At 38.1% G+C, this 18,717-nt stretch carries 17 protein-coding genes; 9 read left to right on the top strand and 8 right to left on the bottom strand.

Going from position 1 to position 18,717, the window contains the following annotated elements:
• Positions 1–47 precede the first annotated feature (47 nt).
• The 6 genes from ACESK1_RS01015 to ACESK1_RS00990 form a co-directional block, all read right to left on the bottom strand.
• Positions 48–362: a hypothetical protein gene (locus tag ACESK1_RS01015; protein WP_372917005.1), complete on the bottom strand. Its 315-nt coding sequence runs from the start codon at positions 360–362 to the stop codon at positions 48–50.
• 1 nt (position 363) lies between these two features.
• The gene (locus ACESK1_RS01010) at positions 364–669 is read right to left on the bottom strand and encodes a DUF6787 family protein (protein WP_372917003.1); all 306 of its coding nucleotides are present in this window, start codon (positions 667–669) and stop codon (positions 364–366) included.
• Positions 670–715: 46 nt separating this feature from the next.
• A complete protein-coding gene (locus tag ACESK1_RS01005; RefSeq protein WP_372917001.1) occupies positions 716–1,141 on the bottom strand; it encodes a DUF6146 family protein in 426 nt (141 codons plus the stop codon).
• Positions 1,142–1,331: 190 nt separating this feature from the next.
• Positions 1,332–2,285: a D-2-hydroxyacid dehydrogenase gene (locus ACESK1_RS01000; protein WP_372916999.1), complete on the bottom strand. Its 954-nt coding sequence runs from the start codon at positions 2,283–2,285 to the stop codon at positions 1,332–1,334.
• Between the two features lie 48 nt (positions 2,286–2,333).
• The gene (serC, locus tag ACESK1_RS00995) at positions 2,334–3,398 is read right to left on the bottom strand and encodes a 3-phosphoserine/phosphohydroxythreonine transaminase (protein WP_372916997.1); all 1,065 of its coding nucleotides are present in this window, start codon (positions 3,396–3,398) and stop codon (positions 2,334–2,336) included.
• Positions 3,399–3,454: 56 nt separating this feature from the next.
• The gene (locus ACESK1_RS00990; RefSeq protein ID WP_372917123.1) at positions 3,455–4,513 is read right to left on the bottom strand and encodes an acyl-CoA reductase; all 1,059 of its coding nucleotides are present in this window, start codon (positions 4,511–4,513) and stop codon (positions 3,455–3,457) included.
• Positions 4,514–4,657: 144 nt separating this feature from the next.
• Here ACESK1_RS00990 and ACESK1_RS00985 point away from each other — a divergent pair, with 144 nt between their 5' ends.
• The 8 genes from ACESK1_RS00985 to mscL all read left to right on the top strand — a co-directional run bounded on the left by ACESK1_RS00985 (position 4,658) and on the right by mscL (position 16,439).
• Positions 4,658–5,011, top strand: coding sequence for a 4Fe-4S dicluster domain-containing protein (locus tag ACESK1_RS00985; RefSeq protein WP_372916995.1), 354 nt, complete (start codon positions 4,658–4,660; stop codon positions 5,009–5,011).
• 135 nt (positions 5,012–5,146) lie between these two features.
• On the top strand, positions 5,147–9,082 hold the full coding sequence (locus tag ACESK1_RS00980; RefSeq protein ID WP_372916993.1) for a PAS domain S-box protein: 3,936 nt from the start codon (positions 5,147–5,149) through the stop codon (positions 9,080–9,082).
• A 56-nt stretch (positions 9,083–9,138) separates the two neighbouring features.
• Entirely contained in the window at positions 9,139–9,573 is a 435-nt protein-coding gene (locus ACESK1_RS00975) for a response regulator (protein ID WP_372916991.1), read from the top strand.
• 91 nt (positions 9,574–9,664) lie between these two features.
• On the top strand, positions 9,665–10,759 hold the full coding sequence (gene ychF / locus ACESK1_RS00970) for a redox-regulated ATPase YchF (protein ID WP_372916989.1): 1,095 nt from the start codon (positions 9,665–9,667) through the stop codon (positions 10,757–10,759).
• 241 nt (positions 10,760–11,000) lie between these two features.
• On the top strand, positions 11,001–12,863 hold the full coding sequence (locus ACESK1_RS00965) for a DNA topoisomerase IV subunit B (protein ID WP_372916986.1): 1,863 nt from the start codon (positions 11,001–11,003) through the stop codon (positions 12,861–12,863).
• Positions 12,860–13,342, top strand: a complete 483-nt coding sequence (locus ACESK1_RS00960; RefSeq protein ID WP_372916984.1) for a hypothetical protein — start codon at positions 12,860–12,862, stop codon at positions 13,340–13,342. The genes ACESK1_RS00965 and ACESK1_RS00960 overlap by 4 nt, the downstream gene beginning before the upstream one ends.
• Positions 13,342–15,993, top strand: coding sequence for a DNA gyrase/topoisomerase IV subunit A (locus tag ACESK1_RS00955; RefSeq protein WP_372916982.1), 2,652 nt, complete (start codon positions 13,342–13,344; stop codon positions 15,991–15,993). Before ACESK1_RS00960 ends, ACESK1_RS00955 begins: the two co-directional genes overlap by 1 nt.
• Entirely contained in the window at positions 15,993–16,439 is a 447-nt protein-coding gene (mscL, locus tag ACESK1_RS00950) for a large-conductance mechanosensitive channel protein MscL (RefSeq protein ID WP_372916980.1), read from the top strand. Before ACESK1_RS00955 ends, mscL begins: the two co-directional genes overlap by 1 nt.
• On the opposite strand, the gene ACESK1_RS00945 is transcribed toward mscL, so the two are convergent.
• Both ACESK1_RS00945 and ACESK1_RS00940 read right to left on the bottom strand, forming a co-directional pair.
• Positions 16,440–16,817 (bottom strand): DNA topoisomerase IV, encoded by a 378-nt coding sequence (locus ACESK1_RS00945; RefSeq protein ID WP_372916978.1) that lies wholly within the window; start codon positions 16,815–16,817, stop codon positions 16,440–16,442.
• A 31-nt stretch (positions 16,818–16,848) separates the two neighbouring features.
• Positions 16,849–17,265, bottom strand: coding sequence for a helix-turn-helix domain-containing protein (locus ACESK1_RS00940; protein WP_372917121.1), 417 nt, complete (start codon positions 17,263–17,265; stop codon positions 16,849–16,851).
• Positions 17,266–17,543: 278 nt separating this feature from the next.
• Between ACESK1_RS00940 and ACESK1_RS00935 the strand changes: the two genes are divergently transcribed.
• Positions 17,544–18,707: a M14 family zinc carboxypeptidase gene (locus ACESK1_RS00935; protein ID WP_372916976.1), complete on the top strand. Its 1,164-nt coding sequence runs from the start codon at positions 17,544–17,546 to the stop codon at positions 18,705–18,707.
• The last annotated feature ends 10 nt before the right edge of the window (positions 18,708–18,717 follow it).

The raw sequence follows: 18,717 nt of genomic DNA, 5'->3' as shown, positions 1-18,717 counted from the left end.
ATAATTTTTTTAAGGTGATACTGATACTAGATAATTACGAAATAGTCTCAGGCGAGGGGAGGACCTCGTAGCTCAAAAGGAAGCTTTATATGATCACTTAAAAATTGGTAATAATCTGGGAGTTCCTCTTTTTCAGATAACTGGATTGCAGGAACAAATTCAGGAAAAATAAAAACAAGAGCAGGATTCTTCTGAAACTGGTCTAATTCACACTCCAGATTTTTAGTGTGGAAATGTTCTTCTGCATAGTGTTCGCAAACCTCGTGAGTATGTTTGCTAAAGAGATGAGCAAAGTTTATCGCAGTTGGCGCCAAAAATATGACCACCGCCAATACAGAAAATATGTTTTTTAAAAATTTCAATTTAATTCTGAAAAATTTTGGCAAAGCCCATTCGGGTTAGCATTTTCTTTTCGAAGGCCCAGAAAAAATCAAATTGACCAAATAGCCAACCGAAGCTCACCAGTAAAACCTGGTATATTGGAAAAATCAAAATTAACCTGGCACCCCAATAAATGATCCAATGGGTAGAATCTGAAGATAGACCTATAAAATCGGTAACAGGACCGGCCAATTTTGCTGCACTGGATCCTGTAATGGCAAAAACTATAAAGATTATTAGAATTTGCCAATTGGAATTAATACCCCAACGCTTTTTTAATTTCTTCATGTGGCAAATATATTAAAAGCTTTCTTACTTCAATACTGAACAATATTTAAATGCGGGTAGGCACTGAAAAACGTTGGTTATACTGGCGACTTAAATACACAAAATAATTATATAAAAGATAATTCACCTCATAGCCGTAATCTATATTATTATCGTAATTTATCTCCTGAATATAAAGATTTGGATTATATCGCTGCGGATTTCTTACTCGCTGGTTATATTCCTGCACCAGGAAGCGGTTTTTATTTTCTAAATAACTCTGAGAGTAATAACCTTCAGGTCTGGCAATACTATTAATAAAAAGATTGAACCCGGGTTCTATGATAATGATCTCATATTCCAGGCTATCATTGGCTATACGCACGGTATCGTTTTCAGCATTTGCTACACTGTCTGACCTGAGATTTCGATCCTGGGTGCCACAACTGTAAATCATCAATCCTAAGATCAATATGTAAAAAATATTTTTCATGGTTTATATTTTACTTACTGCTTTCTGGTGAGGTGTTTATATGCACTAAATGGTTAAAATTAATCACCAAAATTCAATCCAAATCAAAGGCTAAGATTTAAAAACCATAACTCCAGCCATTTATTTACTGAAATTACGGTTTTTTTGTATTCTTAGCGATAAAAGTTAAGCATAAATATAAAATGGTAGCTTAAGGCTTAAATTTAGAAATAATCTCTGAAGCCAATTCCTGCCCGATCCTTTCCTGAGCTTCTATTGTTGCTGCACCAATGTGAGGGCTAAGCGAAACATTTTCATTCATTAGCAATTTAATTGCAGGTTTTGGTTCGTCCTTGAAAGTATCCAGTCCCGCAAAAGCTACTTTTCCAGATTCTATTGCTTCCATTAGTGCTTCCTCATCAATTACGCCACCACGGGCCGTATTGATAATGCCAACACCTGGTTTCATGGAGTCAAACTCTTTCTTTCCAATTAGGGCTTTGGATTGAGCAGGTACGTGAAGAGTGATATAATCTGAATGTTTAATAAGATCTTCTACAGGCTCAGTTTTAATGGGAATCTTTATGCTTTGATGATTATAAAATTCCAACTCTATAATTGCTTCTCCAACTTCTTTATCACTGGCAATAACCTTCATGCCAACACCAAGGGCAAGTTTAGCGACTTCGCGGCCGATTCTTCCAAAACCTATTATTCCCAGGGTTTTTCCTCTTAGTTCATAACCTTTCGAATAGGCCTTTTTTAATTCCGAAAACATGGTGTCACCTTCCAGTGGCATATTGCGATTAGCATTATAGAGCTGTCTTACTCCACTGAATAAATGGGCGAAAGTAAGCTCTGCTACCGAAGCCGCTGATGCTGCCGGGGTATTAAAAACATGCAATCCTTTAGACCTGGCATACTCCACGTCAATATTATCCATGCCAACGCCACCTCTTCCGATGAACTTTAAATTGGTACAGGCATCTATAAGTGCTTTCCTGATTTTGGTATTGCTACGAACAAGAATTCCCTCGATATTATTTTTATTGATATAATCTTCTAACTGGTCCTGGGCCACTTTAACCGAGATTAAATCAAACCCGGCATCTTTAAGGGCTTTGGCTCCGCTTTGCGAAATGCCATCATTGGCCAATATTTTCATATAAAATTCTATTTGTTTGGGTTATTATTTTCTTATACTAATGGTAGATCAGGCTTTTCTTTCCAGTTCCTGCATTGCCTCGACCAAGGTTGTTACGCTAAGAGGAGGTAAGGCGTTATACATTGATGCACGGTAGCCACCAACGCTTCGATGACCATTTAATCCGTTGATTTCAGCCGATTTCCAGAGATCATCAAATTTGCTTTTCAGACCTTCATCGGTAAGGTTAAAGGTAACATTCATAAAAGACCGATCTTCTTTTGCCGCATAAGCTTTAAAAAGTTCATTTCTGTCAATTTCAGAATACAACATTTCTGCCTTTTTGTTGTTGAGTTCTTCCATTGCTTTAACACCACCTTTTTTATCCATCCAACGCATTGTTAATAAGGATACGTATACAGCGTAAACGGCAGGAGTATTAAACATGCTGTCTTTTTCAATATGTGTTTTATAATTCAGCATGGATGGAATTTCCCTGGAAACCTTTCCTAAAATATCGTCTTTTATTATAACCAGTGTTGTCCCGGCCGGCCCCATATTTTTTTGGGCACCTGCATAAATCAAATCAAATTTTGAAAAATCCATTTGCCTTGAAAAAATATCGCTGCTCATATCGCATACTAACGGAATCTCCACGGAAGGAAATTCCTTCATTTGAGTGCCGAAAATAGTATTGTTACTGGTGCAGTGAAAGTAATCAGCATCAGTAGGAACGGAATAATCTTTTGGAATGTAATTGAAATTTTTATCCTTAGAGGAAGCCACCTCCACAACTTCTCCAAACATCCTTGCTTCCTTAATTGCTTTAGTAGCCCAGGTACCTGTATTTAAGTAGGCAGCTTTTTTTTCCAGTAAATTATACGCAGCCATTAAAAATTGCATACTTGCTCCACCTTGAAGAAAAAGAGCCTGGTAACCTTTATTCTCAAGCCCGAGAAGTTTTAAAGAGAGACTTCTTGCTTCTTCCATCACCGAAACGAAATCGGGGCTACGGTGAGAAATTTCTAAGATGGATAAACCGGAGTTATTGAAATCCAGAATTGCTTGAGAAGCTTCCTGAAATACCTCCTGCGGAAGGATGCAAGGACCTGCACTAAAGTTGTGTTTTTTCATAATTTAAGAATGATATGGTTAGATATATTTCTACTAAGATAATAATTCCTGAAAAATTAAATCTTAAGCAGAAATTCCATCGTGTCTATGTTATCTGCGTAGTCCCAGAGTTGTGGTTTTTGAGTTTCACCGAAACTAACTTCGTTAATTCCGGGATTTTTCTTTACTATACATTGTAACTTGTCTTTCTCATTTTGTAAATGTTCATTCAGCTCTTCTGAATCTTTATAAGTTTCATAGAATACAGTAGCGATAGGGGAACTATAGCCGCGATCTTCTTTTAGAATTAAAAAACCATTTTCCAGGAGTTTGAAGTTACTCATTAGATAAACAGCCTTATTATAATCGTAATTATTAGCGTATTTAGCCTGGTTAATTATGGGGTTCCATTTATACATTGCTTTAAAGAAAGCATCAAAATCATAGTTTTCTGGAACAAAGAGTTTAGAAACATTGCGGCACCCGAGGCCGTAATACCTGAAAATATCTTCCCCGAGGGCTTCAAGCTCTTCAGGCGTTTCCCTGCCGGTTAAAACCGCTACAGAGTTTCGATTTTTACGAATTATGCTGGGCACCTTTGAGAAATAATATTCAAAATATCGGGCCGTGTTATCACTTCCTGTGGCAATCACTGCATCGAAACCTTTCAGTCTGTCTTCTGTAAAACTTATTCTGTTCTGATATTCAGAATCAAGGTGGATGAGATAACGGGCGATGACGGGAAGCAGTTGTTTATCGTTGCTGGATAATTTAGCTACTACTTTATGTCCTGCAAGTAATACTGAAATGAAATCATGAAAACCAACAAGTGGAATATTTCCGGCCATGATAATTCCAATGGTTTTTGATTCTTTTTCAGAAAGATCATAACGTTCTAACCATTGGTCTAAGTTTTTTTTGGAGAGCGCTTCACTCCATTGCTGCAAAGAAAACACAACATTTTCCCTGGTAAACCATCCGTTATAGTGAACCGCAGCATCAATTTTTTCATTGAGTTCTTTAAAGAATTTTAAATCCTTGTTTCCAAGGCTCGGAATTTTTTGAGAATTTCTTTTAAAATTTGCCAGGAATTCACCAAGTTTGATAAAATGTGTTTTGCGGTCTTCGATAGTCATTGCCATATTTGGTTATGAGTGCGATTGGTTTTAAATTTGTAGCGGCGAAATTAAAACTTCAACCCACAAACTCCTAAGATTCCTTGAAAAATAAGGAGAGTTTCGGTTTTAATTCAGACCTTAAATTTACTAATAAAAGAAGCTATGGCAATTATAATCACAGACGAATGTATAAACTGCGGGGCTTGCGAACCGGAGTGTCCCAATACCGCAATATATGAAGGCGCCGATGACTGGCGTTACGCAGACGGAACCGACCTGGATGGCGAGGTAGTATTACCAAACGGGAAACAGGTGAATGCTGAAGAACCCCAGGAACCAATTAGCGATGAGATCTATTACATTGTTCCTGACAAGTGTACAGAATGCCAGGGATTCCATGAGGAACCCCAATGTGCAGCTGTATGTCCGGTAGATTGCTGCGTGCCTGATGAGGATCACGTTGAATCTGAAGAGGAATTACTGGCAAAACAGAAGTTTATGCACCGGGATGCATAACCTGGACTTTTTATAAAATTGTATGATCCCGATTCTTTGAATCGGGATTTTTTTTGATTAAACTGAAATCCTTTTTAGTGTTTTAACATTCCATTTGAATTTTTCTATATTTGAAAAGCCTCATTATATTTTTCTATGATCCTAAATTACAAGAACCTTTTTAGTGTTTTCCCTTTTCCCTGTCTTTTATTAGATACTTCAACAGATTCCATAAGCATTATTGATGTTAATAAGCTTTATGAGGAAACAACAGGAATTAAGAAGGACTCCTTAATTGGGCTGGAGCTTTTGGAAGCTTTTAATCGTAATGAAAAAATAGATAGTGGATTTAACGTTCTTCTAAAAGATTCTATTAACAAAACACTCAATTCAGGTGAGCCCCAAAAAATGGAGCGCATTCATTATGATCTTTTAAACGAAGAAACAGGGGAATGGGAAATGAGGTTCTGGGATAATCAAAATATCCCTGTATTAGATGAAAATGGACAGGTAGAATATATTCTTCATTGCATTAAGGATGTTACAGAGGAAGAAACTTCTAAGAAACGAGAGGAAATAGCTCTTTCATCCTTTACGGAAAATCAAAAATTTTTAAGAGAAACCCAGGAAGTTGCTAAGATTGGTAGCTGGGAACTTGACCTGGTAAAAAATGCTTTACGCTGGAACAAGGTGGTTAAAAGCATTCATGAAGTTACTCCAGATTATAACCCAAAATTAAGTAAGTCCATCGATTTTTATAAAAACCAGGAGGATAAAGATATAATTTCAAATGCAGTAAATAAGGCGATCGAAATGGCTGAACCTTTTGATCTGGAATTAGAAATAATCACAGCAAAAGGAAATGAAAAATGGGTGCGGGCCACTGGTCGCCCTGAGTTTATGGATGGGGTATGTACCAGAGTCTACGGCGCAACCCAGGATATTACCGCCCGGAAAATAACGGAACAACGTCTTGAAAACATCAATAATAATATCCCAGGGGTAGTTTTTCGTTATAAACTCTTTCCTGATGGAAGTGATAGATTAATGTATGTAAGTAAAGGAGCTGAAAAACTTTGGGGTCTTTCTGCTGATGAAGCTGCCCGGGATAATGATATGGTCTGGAATCTTTTCTGGAAAGAAGACTTTCAAGACCTTATGAAAAGCATTCAGAAATCCGCTGAAAATCTCTCAGAATGGCGACATGAATGGCGTTTAAACCATCCTGATGGTAGCCTAAGATGGAACCGCGGAATTGGCACTCCAGAAAGATTAAGTGATGGCAGTATAATCTGGGATTCGGTAATCCTTGATATCACGGCTGAAAAAGAAGAACAACTGGCCAAAAAGGACGCCGAGAATGCTCTGGAAGAAAATCGTCTGCGACTAAGCAGGATAATGGACCAATCTCTGGATGTTATTTCTATAATAGATAAAGAAGGACTATTTATAAAAGTTAGCGCTGCGGCTTCCAGATTGTGGGGGTACTCTACTACCGAATTAGAGGGGATGCCTCTTATGAACCTGGTTTTTTCTGAAGATAAAGAGAAGACTAAAGCTGCGAGTAAAGCGATTATGGAAGGGCAACCGATGACGAATTTCGAAAACCGTTATGTAGCTAAATCGGGGGAAATTATACCCTTGACCTGGTCGGCTAGTTGGGATGAAAAAGATGAATTGATATATGCCATTGCCCGGGATAGTCGCGAGAGGAAAGAAGCAGAACAGCAATTAAGACTTAGTGAGCAAAGATTTCGGGGATTGGTGCAGGATGGCGGCGACTTAATTGCCGTATTGGATGAAACCGGAAGTTATTTATATGCCAGTCCAACTTCTATAAATATCTTGGGCTTTGAACCTGAAGATTTTTATGATAGAATTGCCTGGGATTTCATTCATCCTGAAGACCTGGAGCGTGTTCAGGAGAATTTTGGTAGACTGGAAAATGAAAAGAGATTTAATGTTGCACCTTTTAGATTTAAACATAAAGAAGGAGGATGGCGCTGGGTTGAAACTACGGTGACAAATTTAATGGATGATCCTGCGATACAGGGAATTGTTGCTAACTCCCGGGATGTCACCGAAAAAAAATATTTTCAGGACCTGGAACACCTGGAGAAGGTAGTTTTGGAGATGAATTTTCAGAAAGAATTATCCCTGGATGATATCCTTGAATATTATCTACAGGAAATAGAAAATTCACAAAAAAGTATCCAAATGGCAATTTGGAAGTTGGAAGGCACGAAATTTATTAAATGGATAGCTGCCGGATTGCCCGGGGATTTAGTAGAGGAGATTGAAAAAAATGCTTTTAGTGAAGCATTTATCAAAAAAATGATTAGAGAAAAATCTCCGGTAGAAATTAACGAGTGGCCGGAAGATTCAGAATTGTCTCGCCTTATGAAGGATTATCATATTTCTTCAGTCTTGAGCTATCCTGTACTCTCTTCATCAGGTGAATTACTGGGTATTTTATCTGTATATGTCAAAAACGGAAAAAGAGAAAACCCACTTCCGGGAAATACTATAAACAGAACCATAGGATTACTTCAGTTAATTACTGAATTTAAACAAAAAGAAGAGGCTTTAACCCAAAGTAATCAGCGGTATAAATTTGTAAATAAAGCCACAAGAGATGCCATTTACGATTGGGATATTCAAAATAACGATATTAAATGGGGGGTAGGATTTACAAAGCTCTTTGGTTATGATGTAGAAAATAACGCATTTCCAATAGAAAAATGGAGTGAAAAAGTGCATCCTGAAGACCTTGAAGAAACACAAAAAAGTCTGGAGCGTCATCTTTCTGATCAAAAGAAGAAAAAATGGCAGATAAAATATAGGTTCAGGAATATTAAAGGAGAATATATCAGGGTTGTAGAAAACGGCTATATTTTACGAGATAGGGCTGGGGTTGCTTATAGAATGATAGGGGTATTAAGAGATGTAACCGATCTATATGAGTTTGAAAAAGAGCTTTATATGAGTAATGAAAGGTTTAAATACCTAACCAAGGCTACTTCTGATGCAATCTGGGATTGGGACCTTGAAAAAGACGAAGTATATTGGGGCGAAGGTTTTGAGACCCTTTTTGGCTATAAGCTTTCACAATTAACTACAGCACTAAATTTATGGTCTGATAATATTCATCCTGAGGATCTTAATGTTGCCAGGAATAGCCTTAAAAATGCAATTGCAGGAAAGGAAAGAAAATGGGAATCAGAATATCGATTCGCTACCGCTCAGGGAGAATATAAGTATGTATATGATAGAGGTTATATAGTTAGAGATAAATCCGGGAAGGCAATAAGAGCGGTAGGAGCGATGCAGGATATTTCAAAATCCAAGGATTATGAAAGCTCTCTTAAATCTCTGAATGAAGACTTGAAAAAACATGCCAAAGAACTTGAAATTTCAAATGCTGAATTAGAACAGTTTGCCTACGTAGCCTCTCATGATCTTCAGGAACCACTAAGAATGGTAACCAGCTTTCTTACCCAACTTGAAAAGAAATATTCGAATAAACTGGACGATAAAGCGCATACATATATACATTTTGCGGTAGACGGAGCTAAACGTATGCGTAGTATAATTCTTGATCTTTTAGAATTTTCCCGGGTTGGTAGAAGTGAAGATAAACAAGAAAATATAGATGTTAATGAGATAATCGAGGAGCTGAAGACCCTGTACCGAAAAGAAATTAAGGATTCTGGAGCGGTAATTAAAACCGGTAATCTTCCGGAAATAGTTGCTCCAAAAGCCCCGATTCGACAGGTTTTTCAAAATCTCATCAGTAACGCTATAAAATACCGCAAAGCTACTTTGCCTCCTGAAATTGAGATAAATGTTGAAGAATCCAGCAAATATTTTGTGTTTAGTATAAAAGATAATGGAATTGGCATAGATCCCGAATATTTTGACAGGATCTTCATTATTTTTCAACGTTTACATCAAAGGGAGAAATACTCCGGCACCGGCATGGGGTTGGCAGTAACGAAAAAGATCATTGAGAACCTGGGAGGTAAAATCTGGCTGGAATCCAGAGAAGGTAGTGGTAGCATATTTTATTTCAGTATTGTTAAACAATTATAGTTACAGAGTTTTTTATATTTTTAAAAGCTATTATCAAATTAATCTGAATCAACCATATGAATTCTATTCACATTTTGCTTGTTGAAGATAATGAAGGAGATATTTTGCTTACCACTGAAGCCCTGGAGGAAGGGAAAATAATGAATAAATTAACTGTGGCCAGAGATGGCCAGGAAGCAATTGATTTTCTGAATAAAAAAGGGAATTTTAAAAATGCCAAATTACCAGATCTTATCCTGCTTGACGTAAACCTTCCAAGAAAAAACGGTCATGAAGTATTAAAATACATTAAAACCCACGATGTTTTCAGAAGTATTCCGGTTATCATGCTTACAACTTCTTCGGCCCAGAATGATATTGACAAATCCTATGAAAATTATGCTAATTGCTATATAACAAAACCAATAGAATTGAATGATTTCATGGTAGCTATTGGAAAAATTGAAGACTTCTGGATCAACCTGGTTAAACTTCCTAAAATACACGATTGAAAGAAATCCGGAGAATTAGTCTTCAGGTATTAAAATATCGTTCTTAATCCTTACATTTGCAGCCGCTAAAACTCAGCATAAAATTGAATTTATGAAAGCCGGAATTGTAGGATTACCAAACGTAGGAAAATCTACCCTTTTTAACTGTTTATCCAATGCCAAAGCGCAAAGTGCTAACTTTCCGTTCTGTACCATTGAGCCAAACATAGGGGTAGTAAATGTTCCTGATTCGAGACTGGAAAAACTGGAAAGTCTTGTCAATCCAGAAAGAGTGGTGCCTGCTACCGTGGAGATTGTGGATATTGCCGGTCTCGTAAAAGGAGCCAGTAAAGGTGAAGGCTTGGGAAATCAATTTTTGGGGAATATTCGTGAAACAGATGCAATTCTCCACGTTCTGCGTTGTTTTGAAAATGAAAATATTGTTCATGTTGATGGTTCTATAGACCCTATCAGGGATAAAGAAACCATAGATATGGAACTTCAGCTTAAGGATCTTGAAACAGCTGAGAAAAAACTGGAAAAGGTAAAACGAGCTGCCAGGACTGGTAATAAAGAAGCTCAGAAAGAGGAAGCGGCTTTGCTTAAAGTAAAACAAGGTCTTGAAGCGGGAAAATCTATTCGCGCAATTACCTTTACTGATGATGAGCGTAAGGATTTTATAAAGCCGCTGCAATTCATCACAGACAAGCCGGTTATGTATGTTTGTAATGTAGATGAAGGTTCGGCAGTTTCCGGAAATGAACATGTAGAAAGAGTTAAAGAAGCCGTGAAAGAAGAAGATGCTGAGGTTCTTGTGCTTGCCGTTGGAACCGAGGCAGATATTACTGAGCTTGATGACTATGAGGAACGCCAAATGTTTCTTCAGGATATTGGTCTGGACGAAGCTGGAGCTGCTAAATTAATTCGTGGGGCCTATAAATTACTGAATCTTGAAACTTATTTTACTGCCGGAGTGAAAGAAGTCAGAGCATGGACTTTTCCTAAGGGTGCCACTGCTCCGCAGGCAGCCGGAGTGATCCATACCGATTTTGAAAAAGGTTTTATCAGGGCTGAGGTTATTGCTTATGATGATTTTGTTCACTATGGCAGCGAGGCGAAAGTCAAAGAAGCCGGGAAAATGAGAGTTGAGGGGAAAGATTATATCGTGAAAGATGGCGATGTAATGCACTTCCGTTTTAACGTTTAAGGCTGTCCCTTACTTAAGTTTGAATTCAATCTGGCATTGGAGTCTTTATTCGGAGTATCAAATTTAATTCTGAATATAAAAGAATAACCCAGGCTATAGGATTCTGAAGATGAGTTTGGGCAACCTGGTTTTAGAAGAATCTTTTAACATTGTTCCTAAATCTTTGTTAATTACTTTGTGCTGCAAGGGTTTCAACTTTTTAAGGTATATGTTATATTAGCCACAAACTCCAATTCTACTTATGAGTGAGGAAACCAGATATACCGAAGATAATATAAGGTCGTTAGACTGGAAAGAACACATCAGGATGCGTCCCGGGATGTACATCGGGAAACTGGGCGATGGTTCCAGTGCCGACGATGGTATTTACATTCTGTTAAAGGAAGTTATAGACAACTGTATTGACGAATTTGTAATGGGAGCCGGGAAAACCATTGATATCTCAGTGCAAAACCAGCGTGTAATTGTTCGCGATTATGGTAGAGGGATTCCCTTAGGTAAAGTTGTTGACGTTGTATCCAAGATGAATACGGGAGGGAAATACGATACCCGCGCTTTCAAAAAATCGGTAGGATTAAATGGAGTAGGTACAAAAGCGGTTAATGCACTTTCTTCCTATTTTAGAGTAGAATCAACCCGGGACGGCCAATCCAAAGCCGCTGAATTTGAGCAGGGAAACCTGGTGAACGAGGAATTACTGGAGGAGACTTCCCGTCGCCGCGGAACCAAAGTGACCTTTAATCCCGATGAGGTTATTTTTAAGCACTTCAAATACCGAAACGAGTACATTGAAAAGATGCTTAAGAATTATGTTTACCTGAATCCGGGGCTGACCATAATTTTTAACGGCGAGAAATTTTATTCTGAAAACGGATTGAAAGATCTCTTAAGCGATAGTATAAATGAAGATGATCGTTTATATCCAATCATTCACCTTAGAGGTAATGATATTGAAGTTGCCCTAACTCATAGCCGAACCCAATACAGCGAGGAATATCATACTTTTGTGAATGGACAAAATACCTCCCAGGGGGGAACTCATTTGTCTGCCTTCAGGGAAGCCATTGTGAAAACTATAAGGGAATTTTACGGAAAGAACTACGAAGCCAGTGATATTCGAAAATCTATAGTTTCAGCGATAAGTATTAAGGTTATGGAACCGGTTTTTGAAAGTCAGACCAAAACCAAGCTTGGTTCTACCGATATGGGCGGAAAATTACCTACCGTTCGCACCTATATTAATGATTTCCTCAAAACCCAGCTGGATAATTATCTTCATAAAAATCAGGAAACAGCCGATAAACTTCAGCGAAAAATTTTACAGGCTGAAAGAGAGCGGAAAGATCTTTCAGGAATAAGAAAACTGGCTCGCGACAGGGCGAAAAAAGCCAGTCTGCACAATAAAAAACTAAGAGATTGCCGAATTCATTTAGGGGATAGTAAAAAAGAACGCTACCTGGAAACCACACTTTTTATCACCGAGGGAGATTCGGCGAGTGGATCTATTACCAAATCCCGGAATGTGGAAACCCAGGCTGTTTTCAGTTTAAAAGGAAAACCGCTCAACAGCTACGGCCTGAGTAAAAAAATAGTTTACGAGAACGAAGAATTTAATCTTTTACAGGCAGCCTTAAATATCGAGGAGTCTCTGTCTGATCTTCGGTACAACAACATTGTGATCGCCACCGATGCCGATGTTGATGGAATGCACATCAGGTTATTGTTGATCACCTTTTTTCTTCAGTTTTTCCCTGAATTGATTAAAGAAAATCACCTGTATATTCTTCAAACTCCGCTTTTCAGAGTAAGAAATAAAAAGGAAACGATCTATTGCTACAGTGAAACCGAAAGAAGGCAGGCTATTGAAAAGCTAAAAGGCAAAGTAGAGATAACCAGGTTTAAGGGATTAGGAGAGATCTCCCCCGATGAATTCAAATATTTTATAGGTGAGGATATTCGCCTGGATCCCGTAATGCTGGATAAGGAAAAGTCCATTGAAGAAATGCTTGGTTTCTATATGGGCAAGAATACACCAGACAGGCAGGAATTCATTATTGACAATCTCAAAGTTGAACTCGATTTAGTCGAAGATCTGGGCGTATGAGATTCACCAATAAAAACGAAATAAAAATAATCCCCTCCATTTACACTGTATTGGTTGCTATTTTTGTGACCAATATTTTTGTGAACCTGGAATTAATGGGATCTGATGAGCCTATAAATTTCAGTCATTATGTGCCAAACATTGTGGTGCTGATTCTTGCAGTTTACGTACATAGGGTAGGACAGGCCTTCGATTTTGATAGCGATGGAGAAACCCTTAATCTTAAAAACAACGGAGTATTCTTTTCAAAGTTTATGGAATACCGCGTGAAAAAGGCTGAATTTCCTAAGCGAAAACTGGGAAAATACAGGTTCAGCGATTATTTTTTCTATTCAGCATTGACAATTTACATAAGCTCGCGCCGAAGACGCGGCTATAAGAAATATACCTTTAATACCACTTTTTTAACTCGAAAAAAGAAAAAGGGAATGCTTAGTTCCCTTGATAAAATTCTCGAGAAGTCTAAAGCAACCGCCTAATGGAAGAAAACCCCGAAGGAAACCCACAGGAAGAATTTGAACAACCCAGGGAAGAATTAATTAAGGTAACCGGGATGTATAAAGACTGGTTCCTGGATTATGCTTCTTACGTGATTCTGGAGCGTGCTGTTCCGGCTATTGAAGATGGTTTCAAACCCGTGCAGCGTCGTATAATGCATTCTATGAAAGACCTGGATGATGGCCGCTATAATAAAGTAGCCAATATCGTGGGACATACTATGCAGTACCATCCTCACGGTGATGCAAGTATTGGCGATGCCATGGTGCAGATTGGACAAAAGGAATTGCTTATTGATACCCAGGGAAACTGGGGAAATGTTTTAACGGGGGACCGGGCAGCGGCACCACGTTATATTGAGGCCAGACTTTCTAAGTTTGCCCTTGAGGTTTTATTTAACCAGAAATTAACCGAATGGCAACTTTCTTACGACGGAAGGAAAAGCGAACCCGTTAATCTTCCGGTTAAATTCCCTATGCTTCTGGCACAGGGGGCCGAAGGAATTGCAGTGGGGCTTAGCACACGCATCCTTCCCCATAACTTTAACGAGCTTATAGAAGCTTCCATTAAACATTTAAAAGGGAAAAATTTCACGCTTTTCCCTGATTTTCCTACAGGCGGAGTTGCTGATATCTCTAATTACAATGATGGGAAACGGGGAGGTAGGGTTCGCGTAAGGGCAAAAATCAATAATATTGATAAAAATACGCTTTCCATAACAGAAATTCCTTACGGCACGACTACTTCAACGCTAATTGACTCTGTTTTAAAAGCCAACGAAAAAGGGAAAATAAAGATTAAAAAGATTGAGGATAACACCGCTGCCGAAGTGGAAATCCTTATTCATTTGCCAAACAACATTTCCCCCGATAAAACTATTGATGCCCTTTATGCTTTTACGCAATGTGAAAACTCACTGGCACCTCTGGGATGTGTAATTATTGATAACAAACCCGAATTTTTAGGAGTATCTGAGATCTTGCGCCGTTCTACTGACCATACCCTTTATCTTCTAAAAAGAGAGCTGGAAATAAAACTGGATGAATTCGAGGAACAATGGCACTTTGCATCTTTAGAGCGTATTTTTATCGAAAACAGGATCTATCGCGATATTGAAGAGGAAGAAACATGGCCCGGAGTTATTGAGGCTATAGATAAAGGGCTGAAACCTTTTACTGAACATTTGAAGCGGGAAGTTACCGAAGAAGACATTGTTCGTCTTACAGAGATAAGGATTAAGCGTATTTCAAAATTTGATATCGATAAAGCCCAGCAAAAGATAGAGACTTTGGAAGGGGAGATCGCCCAGATAAAACATTATCTCGATAACCTGGTAGAATTTGCTATAGATTACTTTAAAAAGCTTAAAAAAGATTACGGCCAGGAACAAGACAGAAAGACTGAGCTGAGGATCTTTGATGATATTGAAGCTACAAAAGTGGTGATTAGGAATACCAAGCTGTATGTAAACCGCAAAGAAGGATTTGTAGGTACAGCCCTTAAGAAAGACGAATACGTTACCGAGTGTTCTGATATTGATGATGTGATAGTCTTTACGGCTGAGGGAAAAATGATGGTCACCAAGGTAGACTCAAAAACCTTTATCGGAAAGGATATTATCCACGTGGCGATCTTCAAGAAAAAAGATAAACGCACTATATACAATATGATCTATCGCGATGGTAAGTCGGGTGCTTCATATATTAAACGTTTCTCGGTGACCTCGGTGACCCGGGACAGGGAATATGACCTTACCCAGGGCAAGAAAGATTCAAAAGTGCATTATTTCTCAGCTAATCCTAATGGGGAAGCAGAAGTTGTTATGGTTTTACTGCGTCAGGTTGGGAGCATTAAAAAGCTAAAATTTGATGTTGATTTTGCCGATATCCTTATTAAAGGACGAAACGTAAAAGGAAATATCGTCACTAAATACGCTGTAAAACGTATAGAATTAAAAGAAGAGGGTGTTTCGACCTTAAAACCACGCAGGATATGGTTCGATGAAACAGTAAAACGACTTAACGTTGATGAACGTGGTGAATTGCTAGGAGAGTTTAAAGGGGAGGATCGTATTCTAATAGTTACTGCTGACGGTGTCGCCAAGACCATCAAACCTGAACTTACCACACGATTTGATGAGGAAATGTTGGTGTTGGAAAAATGGGCGCCAAAAAAACCAATTTCAGCTATTTACTGGGAGCCTGAAAAAGAACGCTTCTATGTAAAACGTTTTCTGATAGAAAATCCGGATAAAGAGGAAAAATTCATCAGCGATCACGAAAAATCCTATCTCGAAATTGTTTCAACAGATTATTATCCGATGGCAGAAGTGGTTTATAACAAACCAAGAGGTAAGGAGCAACCACCGAATGATGAAGTGAACCTGGAAGAATTTATTTCAGTAAAAGGGATTAAGGCCCAGGGTAACCAGCTAACTTCAGAGAAGGTTAAACAAATAAATTTACTGGATCCGTTACCTTATGAAGAGGAAGAAGAAGTTCCGGCAGAGGAAATTGAAGTTGTAGATGAAGAAAATCTCACTGAAGATAAGAACCGGGTTGATGCAGGAAAAGCCATTAACGGGAAAGCTTCTGAAAATTCAGAAAGTCAAACCAAATTATTTGACGAATAATGGGCTTAATCAAGGAGTTTAAGGAGTTTGCCATAAAAGGGAATATGGTAGATATGGCGGTAGGTATCATAATTGGTACCGCTTTTAATGCCGTGGTAAATACCTTGGTGAAGGAAGTAATTATGCCCCCGCTAAGCCTGATGACCGATGGGATGAGTTTCTCTGATAAAAAGGTAGTTTTAAGGGAAGGTGTCGCAGAATCTGAGGGAATAACTACAATTGAAGAAGTCGCAATTGGTTATGGAGCCTTGATAGAGACTTTGCTTGATTTTATCATCATTGGTTTTACAATTTTCCTGGTAATCAAAGTGATAAACCGTTTTCGCCGGAAAGCCGAAGATCCACAAGATCTTCGGGAAACAACTCCTAAAGATATTGAGCTCCTTTCCAAACTAACCGATTTGATGGAGGAGCAAAATAAGCTTTTAAGAAAAAAGGAGGATTAACTAATCCTTTATGCGCTTTACCGATCCTCTTTCTTTTCTGGTAGCGCCTACCATTCCATATTCAAAGATATAACCGTCCTTATCGGTAGTAAGAATCTTAATATGAATAGGCTTCTCCTCGGCCATATTCTTAGGATTGAGATTTTTCAAAATGTATTCACAATCGTTGAGCCAGCGTACCGAAGAGGTATCTGTATTCCCCTGGAAATAGTCTATTTCAATACTATCGTTCCTCACAAAGCGTGAGGTCACCAATTCCCCGCTTAAATAGGTCTCAAATTCGTAAGTACCGGTTTTGAAGTCGGAGCAATTGCGTTCTGGCTGAAAACAACCGACAAGGCTAAAAATAACGGCCAACAGGATAAGGTTTTTTCTCATACTGCAAAATAAGCTTATTTTAAGCTGAAAGTCAATTTTCAAAGGCTTCAAAAGAACCGTCTGAGTAAAAAATTACGATTTTCTTTATTTGCTTGCCACTTTGTACTCCTGATAAAGGATTCTTCTGATTTAATAATTCTGAAGTGGGATTAGTTGTTTTTGGTTCAGGAGAAACGGCTCCTGCTTGTTGCCCGGGTGGAGTCGGAGGAGAAAAAGATCTCTCTTTAGGGAATTTCCCTTTTCCATTTAATAACCAGTAGAGTTCGACTTCAGGAAAATGCGAAATCACTTTCATAACAAAATCCAGGCTCGGTTTGTTTCTTCCGGAGAGGATATGAGAAATAGAGGAACGGCCAACTTCAATCTGATCAGCAAATGCTGCAGCCGATAAATCGTAATAAGTAAGAATCTTTTCGAGCCTCTCTGCAAATTTTTCAGTGTTTACCATTGTAACTTCAATTCTCAAATTTAATGTTTACAAATGTAATTAAAAGATTCACATGTACAAAATCACAAGTGTAAATCACTGTTTATTAATTAAAGCATAGCTTATTCCGAGCCTATACAATAGACTAAAATATAGTCCATTATGCATTAATTTTATCTTTTTAGGAGTTATTCCTAAGCGGAATAATTTTCTGTAATCATAATTGTTACACTTGTAAACATAGAGGTTTCCAAATTGTGTTTACAAATGTAAAATATTGATTGTTTACTTTTGTAAACATGAATTATTCAGAACCACTACAGACGGTAATGGAAGCTTACTCATCGATTAAAGAAAATACGATTGAGGGTCGGTATTTACATTTAGGGCATATCGCTCCTCTACTTAAAAAACATACAGAAAACTTCCGAATAGAGGAAATTGGGAGATCGGTTTTAGATCAACCAATTCATTATGTTGAAATTGGAGCTGGAAGCATTAAGATCTTAGCATGGTCTCAAATGCACGGAAATGAATCCACCACTACCAAAGCAGTCTTTGACCTCTTGAATGCAGCGAATTTATTGCAGAACGTACCGGAAATGAAAGTCATTCTGGAGACATGCAGGATTCGTATTATTCCAATGCTTAACCCTGATGGGGCTAAGGCTTATACCAGGGTTAATGCAAATGAAATCGATCTTAACAGGGATGCAAAAAAGCTAAAGGAGCCGGAAAGCAATGTATTGCGCAAGGAATTTGATGAATTTCAACCTGATTTTTGTTTAAATCTTCATGATCAGCGTACTATTTTTAGTGCGGGGAAAGTTGCCGAGCCTGCGACACTATCTTTTTTAACTCCTTCAATGGATGCAGAAAGAAGTGTTTTTCCGGAACGGGAAAAAAGTATGCAGGTGATTGTGAGCATATATAAACATCTTCAAAGCGTATTACCTGGGAGGATAGGCAGATACGATGATGCTTATAATATTAATTGTACCGGAGATGCCTTTCAAACCCTGGGAGTGCCTACACTTTTGTTTGAGGCGGGACATGCTCCAAACGATTATAAACGCGATAAAGTGAGAGAATATGTTTTTGCTGCTTTATTTTCAGCTTTATATTCTATCGCTTCCGGGAGATACTTAGAAAATAAGTCTTCCATCTACGATCAAATTCCCCAAAACGAGAAGCTTTTTAATGATATTATCCTGCGGAATGCATTGATAAATAATCAGAAATTGGATGTTTCTATTCAGTATAAAGAAGAATTAGAAAATGAAACATTGAAATTTGTACCGATAATTGAAAAAATTGCCCCTGATATACCAAATTTCGCCCATTGGGAAATTGAGCTAAAAGATCAAAAAATTGAGTTTCCGGAGTTAAACAATCTGCACGAAAACGTTATAGTTAATAAAATTGTCCTAAATGGCGATATATGGACTCTTAAACGTGAATAATTCTCAAAAT

Source organism: Salegentibacter sp. (assembly GCF_041642575.1).
In the GTDB taxonomy this organism is placed as follows: domain Bacteria; phylum Bacteroidota; class Bacteroidia; order Flavobacteriales; family Flavobacteriaceae; genus Salegentibacter.
Note: the sequence above shows the minus strand (reverse complement) of the source record. Positions and strands in the feature narration are given on the sequence as shown.